This is a genomic window from Faecalimicrobium dakarense, assembly GCF_000499525.1.
GTDB lineage: Bacteria > Bacillota > Clostridia > Peptostreptococcales > Peptostreptococcaceae > Faecalimicrobium > Faecalimicrobium dakarense.
This window is the reverse complement of the sequence record NZ_HG529412.1, coordinates 1-9,791: the sequence shown is the minus strand read 5'-3', so window position 1 is coordinate 9,791 and position 9,791 is coordinate 1. Positions and strand designations below refer to the sequence as shown.

General features: G+C 28.3%; 11 protein-coding genes and 1 pseudogene. 8 read left to right on the top strand and 4 right to left on the bottom strand.

Going from position 1 to position 9,791, the window contains the following annotated elements; genetic code table 11:
• Positions 1–54: 54 nt before the first annotated feature.
• Positions 55–804, bottom strand: a complete 750-nt coding sequence (locus BN899_RS15425) for a DUF3298 and DUF4163 domain-containing protein (RefSeq protein WP_052356880.1) — start codon at positions 802–804, stop codon at positions 55–57.
• A gap of 211 nt (positions 805–1,015) precedes the next feature.
• On the opposite strand from BN899_RS15425, the gene BN899_RS15420 reads away from it, so the two are divergent.
• Together BN899_RS15420 and BN899_RS15415 are read left to right on the top strand one after the other, a co-directional pair.
• On the top strand, positions 1,016–1,888 hold the full coding sequence (locus BN899_RS15420) for a class I SAM-dependent methyltransferase (RefSeq protein WP_042277291.1): 873 nt from the start codon (positions 1,016–1,018) through the stop codon (positions 1,886–1,888).
• Positions 1,888–2,557: pseudogene (locus BN899_RS15415) on the top strand (RluA family pseudouridine synthase). Before BN899_RS15420 ends, BN899_RS15415 begins: the two are co-directional and overlap by 1 nt.
• A 136-nt stretch (positions 2,558–2,693) precedes the next feature.
• On the opposite strand, the gene BN899_RS19140 reads toward BN899_RS15415, so the two are convergent.
• Positions 2,694–2,855: a hypothetical protein gene (locus tag BN899_RS19140; RefSeq protein WP_154658907.1), complete on the bottom strand. Its 162-nt coding sequence runs from the start codon at positions 2,853–2,855 to the stop codon at positions 2,694–2,696.
• Positions 2,856–3,113: 258 nt separating this feature from the next.
• Here BN899_RS19140 and BN899_RS15410 point away from each other — a divergent pair, with 258 nt between their 5' ends.
• From BN899_RS15410 to BN899_RS19320, 3 genes are all read left to right on the top strand, one after another.
• Positions 3,114–3,830, top strand: a complete 717-nt coding sequence (locus tag BN899_RS15410; protein ID WP_042277289.1) for a peptide arginase family protein — start codon at positions 3,114–3,116, stop codon at positions 3,828–3,830.
• Between the two features lie 86 nt (positions 3,831–3,916).
• Positions 3,917–4,414 carry an SEC-C metal-binding domain-containing protein gene (locus BN899_RS15405; protein ID WP_042277287.1) on the top strand — a complete coding sequence of 166 codons (498 nt, stop codon included), beginning with the start codon at positions 3,917–3,919 and terminating at the stop codon, positions 4,412–4,414.
• A 9-nt stretch (positions 4,415–4,423) separates the two neighbouring features.
• The gene (locus tag BN899_RS19320) at positions 4,424–4,585 is read left to right on the top strand and encodes a hypothetical protein (RefSeq protein WP_173399947.1); all 162 of its coding nucleotides are present in this window, start codon (positions 4,424–4,426) and stop codon (positions 4,583–4,585) included.
• 103 nt (positions 4,586–4,688) lie between these two features.
• Here the strand turns inward: BN899_RS19320 and BN899_RS15400 are convergent, their stop codons facing one another.
• Positions 4,689–5,612, bottom strand: coding sequence for a pseudouridine-5'-phosphate glycosidase (locus tag BN899_RS15400; protein WP_042277285.1), 924 nt, complete (start codon positions 5,610–5,612; stop codon positions 4,689–4,691).
• A complete protein-coding gene (locus tag BN899_RS15395; protein ID WP_042277283.1) occupies positions 5,606–6,700 on the bottom strand; it encodes a PfkB family carbohydrate kinase in 1,095 nt (364 codons plus the stop codon). Before BN899_RS15395 ends, BN899_RS15400 begins: the two co-directional genes overlap by 7 nt.
• Before the next feature lie 170 nt (positions 6,701–6,870).
• Between BN899_RS15395 and yabG the strand changes: the two genes are divergently transcribed.
• The 3 genes from yabG (at position 6,871) to BN899_RS15380 (ending at position 9,789) form a co-directional block, all read left to right on the top strand.
• Positions 6,871–7,731, top strand: coding sequence for a sporulation peptidase YabG (yabG, locus tag BN899_RS15390; protein ID WP_042277280.1), 861 nt, complete (start codon positions 6,871–6,873; stop codon positions 7,729–7,731).
• A 148-nt stretch (positions 7,732–7,879) separates the two neighbouring features.
• A complete protein-coding gene (locus BN899_RS15385) occupies positions 7,880–8,146 on the top strand; it encodes a Veg family protein (RefSeq protein WP_042277278.1) in 267 nt (88 codons plus the stop codon).
• Positions 8,147–8,238: 92 nt separating this feature from the next.
• Complete coding sequence (locus tag BN899_RS15380) at positions 8,239–9,789, top strand: DUF3794 and LysM peptidoglycan-binding domain-containing protein (RefSeq protein ID WP_042277273.1); 1,551 nt, start codon at positions 8,239–8,241, stop codon at positions 9,787–9,789.
• The last annotated feature ends 2 nt before the right edge of the window (positions 9,790–9,791 follow it).

Sequence of the window (9,791 nt, the reverse complement as noted above, 5' to 3'; positions counted from 1 at the left end):
TAAAAAATTTATTAAAAAAGGTATGAAGTTAATTATAACTTCATACCTTTTATTTTAAAATCTCTTATAATGTCTATTTCTTGGTCTAGGAACAGGGCCTGGTGTCTGAGGCTCGGTACAATAAAAGCGAGGATTTATATAAGGTGCAAACTTGCTAAACATCATCTTAAATTTAACTATACCATATTCACTTGGAGCTATTTCATCAACACCAAAGTAGATAACTATACCATCTTCAGCTAGATAAAATGCTTGATCATCTGGAATTTCAATATCAATTTCAGGATAATAAATTCCTGGATCCTGATTTATTTTATATTTTACATAATTAGTGATAACTTCAATATAATTAACGCCCTCATTAAAAACATCTTTTATAAAAAATTCATTACCTGTAAGTAAATCGTAATTATAATTATATAAAAAATTATAAATAGTTTCTTTTGAATCTATTAAACCAAGAAGGCTTAAAGGAACGCTTAAAATATGATTTTTACTAAATGAAACAGCAAATGTTGATTTAGCTTTATAGACTCTAAAAGGTGTATTATTTTGTTTGGCAACTTGATTATACTCTCTTTCTTCCTCTTGAAGACCCTTAACAAATGTATCAACATCTAATTTTATAGTTGAATTTATATTATCTAAGTAAGTTGGCATAATGTAGAAGTAATCATTATTCATATTAAAAAAAGATGGATATTGAAGGTCATAGTAAAAGAAGTTTTCATGTCCGATAGATTCATTAAACTGTGTACGCAATAAGTTATATATACAGCTAGGATTATTTTGCGACATATCCATAGTAAATACCCCCTCTCATATTTAAAAAATCAATTAAAATATAATATGCTAAAGACTTATATATAGTTAATAAATAATAAAAATTAATAAATTATAAATAATAAAAAACATAATGAAAAGTAAAGTATATAAAGTATGGAAAATACCGAAAATATAGGTAATTATATGATATAATACATAAATTGAGAGTAATTAATTTAGGAGGGCAGCAATGTTATTATTAGCAGATAAATGGAAAGAATATGAACTTATAGATATGGGTAACGGAGAAAAATTAGAAAGATGGGGAGATTATGTTCTTAGAAGGCCAGATCCACAAATAATGTGGCCAATGCAATCTGAATGGGCATTATGGAAAAATCCTCATGGACACTACCACAGAAGTGCTAGAGGTGGAGGTCAATGGGAGCATAAAAAGAAATATCCTGAAAAATGGGTGATAAGCTACAAAAATTTAAAGTTCAATATAAGTCCAACTGGATTTAAACATACAGGTTTATTCCCAGAGCAAGCGGCTAACTGGGATTGGGCTATGGATAAAATAGAAAACGCAAAGAGACCAATAAAAGTATTAAACCTTTTTGCATATACTGGTGGAGCAACAGTAGCTTGTGCAGCAGCAGGAGCAGAAGTATGCCATGTAGACGCTTCTAAAGGGATGGTAACTTGGGCTAAAGAAAATATACAAACATCAGGTCTTGGAGATAGAAAAGTAAGATTTATAGTTGATGATGTTGTTAAGTTTGTTGAAAGAGAAGTAAGAAGAGGTAATAAGTATGATGCTATAATAATGGACCCACCTTCTTACGGAAGAGGACCAAAAGGTGAAGTATGGCAAATAGAAGAAAAACTATATGGATTAGTTGAATTATGTACAAAAGTATTATCAGATGAGCCATTATTCTTCTTAATAAACTCATATACTACAGGATTATCTCCAATAATTCTTGAGCATATATTAGATGCTACAGTAGTTAAAAAGGCAAAAGGTGGAAAAGTGTACGGAGGAGAAATAGGAATACCGACTTCAAGAGATGGAAAAGTGCTTCCATGTGGTATATTTGGAAGATGGGAGTCTAAGTAATGATTAAAGTTATATACGAAGATAATCATTTATTAGTTGTAGAGAAACCTGTAAATATATTATCTCAAGGTGACGACACTAATGATAAAGATATGGTTAATCTTTTAAAACAGTATGTAAAAGAAAAGTATAACAAACCAGGTAATGTATATATAGGTCTTATACATAGACTAGATAGACCCGTAGGTGGAGCTATGGTGTTTGCAAAAACATCTAAAGCAGCATCAAGATTATCTGAACAAGTAAGAAACAAAACTTTTAAAAAGACTTATAGAGCTATAATACATGGAAATATGAATAAGCCAGAGGATACTTTAAAAGATTATCTTTATAAAAATAAAAAAACTAACATGGTTAGTGTAGTTAATAAAAATCACAAAGAAGCTAAAAATGCAGAGTTAAGTTATAAAACTTTAGACAAAAAAAAATGGATTTAGTCTTGTTGAGATAGATTTAAAGACAGGTAGATCTCATCAAATAAGAGTTCAATTTTCAAGTAGGAAGCATCCGTTATTTGGAGATCAAAGATATGGACAAGATGTAAATAAAGTAGGACAACAAATATCACTTTGGTCTTATAAAATAGAAATAGAACACCCAACAACAAAGGAAAAAATGGAATTTGTTTGTGAACCACCGAATGAATATCCGTGGGATTTATTTAATTAAAAAAGAGAAATAAATTTAAGATGGTTATATAAAAATGGGCATAAAAAAATACAGCGCAAATTAAAATTTGCGCTGTATTTTTTATATACATTGCTAATATTAAATTTACCATTCTAAATTCTCCTAAAATTAAAACTTAATTATATATAGAAGTTAAATCTAAAGCATCAAAGTAGTCTATTTGCATATCATCTTCCTGACAATCTTTATCTGTTAATAATCCATCTGTTAAGAAATAAGCTAAAAATGTTAATGCGAACGGAAATAATATTATAATTGCTAGTGTTAAATTTGTCATTGTAATTCCTCCTTAATATTTATCTTATGAACTTATTATAAAATCTCAAACTTAAACTATTATGATTTAAATCTTAAATAAATCTTAAATGTTTTCCCTATGTACTTATTATAATATTAAAAATTAAAAAAGCCTTACAGTAAGACTATAGTTTAATTACATTTTTGTAAGGATATAAATAGGTAGCCATTTATTTTAAAAAATAAATAAACAATATAGTATAATAAGTTATACAAAAAATAATTTAAAGGAGAATATATGAATAAATATATAGGATTTTACATAGATAAACCAACTGGAAATAATATATTTTCTTATGAAGAAAGAGAAAATAAAAAAATATATGTACCTAAGTTAATAGAAGGAACATTAGAAGATGTATGTGTTGGGGAACATATAGTATTTAATGAAATAGATGAAGATATAGAGATAAAAGCAAAAGGATTAAAAAATATGGTTGAATATCACCTTAATAATAAGGATATTTATATATTTGATAATCATAATCATGCTCTTTATTTTTGGATAAAGAGTCTTAAAAATGATAAGTTCACAAAAGGATGTAAATTGGTTCATATAGATCAACATAAGGATATGAGAGAACCAGAAAATTATAATGTTGATATGAAGAATATAGATGATGTATTTAGATATACTAATGATGTACTTAATGTAGGGAACTTTATTCAACCTGCATTAAAGCACAATATATTCTCAGAAGTAATTATAATAGACAGTTCATATGGATTTGAATTAGATATAGAGGGAGAATTTGTATTAGACATTGATTTAGATATATTCTCTGAAGATATGAGCTATATTTCGTATGATTTAAGGATCAATAAGATAAAAGAACTTATAGCTAAAGCGAAAGTAATAACAATAGCATCAAGCCCTTTTTTTATAGACCAAGAGTATGCTATAAAAGTATTAAAAGAATTATTTAATTGTGATATAATAGAAGAGTTAATCTAAGAAATTATGGTATAATACGAGAATATTGAAAATAAATTTAAAAATTTATACTATAAATAAAAAGATATATTATAGGAGGAAAAGGTATGAGTTTATATACTGAATGGAGAAATTTAAGTGATAATCACGAAAATCAAGAAGCAGAAGTGAAGTTTTGGGAAGAGTATTTAAAAGTTGAAGCTGAAATATACAATGAACTTTTAAATAAGAAGATGTTTGTTATAGAAGGAAAAGTTAGCGATTTAGCTGCTGCTCATAACACTTCAGTTGAATACTTCATGGGATTCATAGATGGAATAAGCGAAAGTTTAAAAGAAGATATAACTTTAGAAACTATAGAAGCTGATAGTGAAATAAAGTTAGAAATAGATGTTGAAAAATTATACTACAACATGGTAGCTGTTGAAGCTCATTGGTTATATAACTTACCAGGATGGAATGATATATTATCAGTTGAAGCAAGAAAAGAAATACAAAAAGCACACAAAAATTCTAAGACAATAGTTAAAGAAGATAAAATAGGAAGAAATGACGCTTGCCCATGTGGAAGTGGTAAAAAATACAAAAAGTGTTGTGGAAAGTAAGGTAAACTTATGTTTGTTTTAAGATTTATTGATGAAGAAGATGATTTAGCAGTTAAGGAATTTACATCGTTAAGTAGTGTTAAAGAATATATAAGTCAAAATAATCTAGAAAAAACATGGCATCAGATTGAAGAAATCAAAAAAGTAGTACCTAACTTAAAAGAAGACTAAAAAAAAGTATCTAAGAAATATTTTATTTCCTAGATACTTTTTTATATAAACTAATTTTTCATTATTATTAATTATTAGCTGACTATAAATTAATACAAATGGATTAGTTGTTGCTTAAATCAGATAAATCTTTAGCTATTTGAGCTGCAACTTTAGCGTTGTTATAAACTAATTCTATGTTAGCATCTAAACTCTTACCTTCAGTTATAGTTTTAACTTTATCTAATAAGAATGGAGTAACATTTTTACCGCCTATGTTTTTATCTTCAGCTTCTTTTAAAGCAGATTCTATAGCATTAGTTATCATATCGTAATCCATTTCGAATTCTTCTGGTATTGGATTACCTATAACCATACCACCTTTTAAGTTTAAGTCCCATTTAGCTTTTAAAGCTTCAGCAACTTCCATAGAAGAATCTACTTTGTAATCAACACCGAATCCACTTTTTCTTGTATAGAATGCAGGCATTTCATCTGTACCAAATCCTATAACTGGAACTCCGTTAGTTTCTAAGTACTCTAAAGTTAATCCTATATCTAATATAGATTTAGCTCCTGCGCATATAACAGCAACATCAGTGTTAGCTAATTCTTGTAAATCAGCTGATATATCGAAAGTTTCTTGAGCTCCTCTATGAACTCCACCTATACCACCTGTAGCAAATATTTTAACACCTGCTAAGTTAGCTAATATCATAGTAGTAGCAACTGTAGTAGCTCCTGTTAATTTTTTTGATATTATAAATGGTAAGTCTCTTCTACTAGCTTTAACAACATTTTTGCTAGTTCCTAATAATTCTATTTCTTCAGTAGTAAGACCAACTTTTAATACACCATCTATTATAGCTATAGTAGCTGGAATAGCTCCGTTATCTCTTATTATTTTACTAACATTTTTAGCCATTTCTATATTTTTAGGGTAAGGCATACCATGAGATATTATAGTTGACTCTAGTGCAACTACAGGTTGTCCTGCTGCTACTGCCTTTTGAACCTCTGGATGTACTTGTAAATATTTTTCTAACATAAGATCATCTCCTTAAGTATTTTTTCAACATTGTCTACTGACATGTTTGGATTTATTGTATTTTCATGAGAAAGTGCTATTATTGATGCTGCCATAGAAAATTTAGCGCTATATTCAATGTCAAAATTATTTAAATGACTATAAACAAGGCCTGCTATAAATGCATCTCCAGCACCAGTTGCACTAACTATTTCAGTTTTTACACCATCTACATAGATGTTATGTGAATTATCTTCACAATAAACGCCATCTTTACCAAGCGTTATAAAAACATTTTCCACACCTTCATTTAAGAAGTATTTAGAACAAGATTTTATATCATCCATGTTATTAATTTGTATACCAGATAAAGCTTCAGCTTCATATTTATTTAGTTTTATAGTATTAAAGCGACCTACGATATCTTTAATTTTCATACACTTAGAAGTAGACACTGTGTCAACAAATATAGGTATATGAGAATAAGTTGAAGTAATGTAGTTTATTACTTCATAAGATAGATTAGTATCTAATACTATAGCCAAAGAGTCACTAATTTGCTGATGCTTTGAAGAGATATAAGATAAATCCAATTTATCTAGTATGTCCATGTGTGATATGGCAATTTGCATATCATTAGCATCATTTAACACAGATACATATATTGATGTAGAGTGCTCATTTGATATATAAAAATCTTCAACATCTATCCCATAACTCTTACACTCTGATAATATTTGATTACCATATAAGTCATTTCCAACTGCAGATATAAGTTTTGTACTTACACCTAATCTACATATGTTGTCAGCTATGTTTCTACCGACACCACCTAAAGATATGTCTACTTTTCCAGGATTAGAGTCATGCATAACAAGTTTTCTATTAGGAACACCTTGGATATCTATATTAGATCCTCCTATAACTGTTATGTAATTATTTTTTTTCAAAATATAACCTTTTCCTTTGATATATCCTTTTTTCATAAGATTAGTTATATGCACTGCAGTAGAAGAACGAGTTATATTTAGAAGATCAGCTAACTCTTGTTGAGAAATCATAGGGTTTTCTTTTAAAATATCTAAAATTTCTTTTTCTCTATCAGTCATAATTATCACCAAAAATAAATATTTGTTTATAAGTATAAACATAAGTTTATATTTATATTACCACTAACTTTTTTATTTTTCAACAAAAAAATCATTTATATTCTTAGGTAACAAAAAAAACTATGCTACATAGTATAAATTAAGATAAAAAAGTTTTAGGGAGGACAACTATGAAAATAGGAGATATAGTGGCAAGAAAATCTTATAACAAGGACATTATATTTAAAATAGTGGGGTTTAGCGTAGATGAAGATAATCATAAAATGGCAGTATTGAAAGGTGTAGCTTTCAGAATAATAGCGGATGCTTATTTAGATGATTTAGAAGCGGTTAAACTTCCGGATATAAAAAATGTTTTTATAGATAAAAATGTTGAGGGAGTATTATCACAATCTTTAGTAAAAGCGAGGGAAAGACAAAAAAAGATGATGAGGGCAGTGCCGAAACTTCAAACTAATACTAATGTTTATGGCATGCCTGGAAAAGTGCTTCAAATAGATGGAGATAAAGAATATTTAAAAATATGTTTAGATGTATATACAGAGCTAGGAATTCCGGCCGTAGGAGTAGCAATACCTGAAGCTAACCAATATAAAGAAGTAAGGGCGCTACTTGAAAAACATAATCCGGATATATTAGTAATAACAGGTCATGATGCATTAACTTCTAGAAAAGGTAATATAACAGATTTAAGCAATTATAGAAATTCATTAAATTTTATTAAAGCGGTTAAACAAGCTAGAAAATGGCAACCTAATATAGATAATCTAGTTATATTTGCAGGTGCATGCCAATCTAATTATGAACAAATAATAAATGCGGGCGCAAACTATGCTAGTTCTCCAGGAAGGATAATGATACATGCGCTAGATCCTGTATTCGTAGTAGAAAAAATCGCATGTTCTAGAATAGATATAGTTGTACCTATTGATGAGGTCATAGACCAGACGGTTACTGGTATTAAAGGGGTCGGAGGATTAGAAACAAGAGGGAAATTTAGATGGGCTATGCCTAAATCAATTTTATACTAACACAAAATTAGAAAATTATACTGTATATATTAAAAAATACTATTGACTTTTCACTGAAAAATATATAAAATATTTAGTTTAAACGTTTGACAAAAAATTATATCTATGATATTATGTAAACATACAAACGTTTAAAGAAGGTGATATTATGGCTACTGTTCAAACTCTAGACAAAATAAGAGAAAGCCTTGAAAGACATTTAGGTAAGAAAATATTACTAAGGGCAAATAAAGGTAGAAAGCAAATTGTTACTAAAAAGGGAGTACTAGAAAAAGTTTATCCAAGTGTGTTTGTTGTAAAATTAGATGATGATGGAAATGGATATTCAAGGGTATCATATAGTTACTCAGACTTATTGACATCGAATGTGAAATTGCAAGTTTTTAAAGATCAAAATAAATTACATGTAAGTTAAAATTATACCTATTAAAAATAGGTGTAATTTTTTTTTGTTTTTTAAATATAAATATAGTGTGATATTTTATTTAATTTACAGGGGGGATAAATATGGAATTAATTAAAGATGTAATAAAAGTTGACAATAGAATAGACTTTGGAAAATACCAAACATTTATAGAAGCAGAAGCGGTTGTGCCAGATAAGAAATCAGATGTTTATGAAATTTTAAAAACTGAAGGGTACATATGTATTAAGAAAACTGAAGTGACAGATGGTAAAATACTTTGCAGAGGAAGTTTTAATTATAATGTTATGTACATAACAGATGACAAAAATACTGTTTCTAGTATGGATGGTAGAATAGACATAAATGAGGTTATAGAGAAAGATAATGTAGTTCAAGATATGGAGTATATGTTATTCCCAGAAGTTGAGCATGTAGACTGTACAATATTAAACGAAAGAAAAATTAGAGTTGGGGCCCTTATGAATATAAGAGGAAGCTTATTTGATAAACAAAGATTAGATATAGTAAAAGATGTATCTCAAGTAGAAGGAATACAAAAGCATAGAAAAGAAATAAACTACCAAGATATAATAGGAATAGAAAAATCAGAAAGTGTAATAAGAGATACTGTAACTATTAATACTGAAGAAATTCAATCTATAATAAGTTTAAGTCCAATGGCAAGAATAAAGGAAAGTAGAGTAACTGATAATAAAGTTATAGTAGGTGGAGTTTTAGAAATAAACCCATTAGCTTGCACATACGATGGTGAAATAGTAGAACTAGATAAGATAGGAATAGATTTTACTCAATTTATCGAAGTTCCAGGTGCTTGCGAAGGTATGACAGAAGAAAGCTTATTATCTATGGGAGATTTAAATTATATATTCAAGCAAAACAGTGAAAGTAATACAGGAATATTAGATTTAGATTGTACTGTATATTGTAAAGTAAAAGTAACTGATGAAGTAAGCAGAGAGGTTTTACAAGATGCTTATTCTCCTCAAAAAATAATAAAATTTGATCAAAGAACAATGGAGCTTAATAAAGCGTTAAGTAGTGGAACTGAAACTTTTGTAGTTAGAGAAAGTATAAAAAATTCTAATGATGATATGCAAATAAAAGATATAGTAAGTGTTTGTCCATCTATATCAATAGAAAACACATACATTGAAGATAATAATAGTGTAGTACAAGGTATTATAAAGGTGGATGTATTATATGTTCCAGTAGAAGGCCTAAAATCAGTATATAGAATAAGTGAAGAAATACCTTTTGAGCATGAAGTTACTATAGATAATTTAACAGATACTTGTAAAGTATTTAGCACAGTTTGTATAGAAAAAGTAGATGTTGACTTGAATAGAGATCAAATAGACTTAAACGTAAAAGTAAAGAGATTTACTGAAGCGATAGATAAAAAATCAGAAAGCTTTATAATAAAAGGCGATGATTTAGGTGTATATGATCTATCTACAGCTCCAAGTATAATAGTATACATATGTAAAGAAGGAGATAACCTTTGGAATGTGGCTAAGAAATATAATACTACTGAATCTGAAATAGCAGAATTAAATGAATTAAAAATAGAGGAACCGCTAAAGGCAGGAAAGTGTTTAATATTAGAAAAGAAAGTTGTTTTAGCGGATTAGTA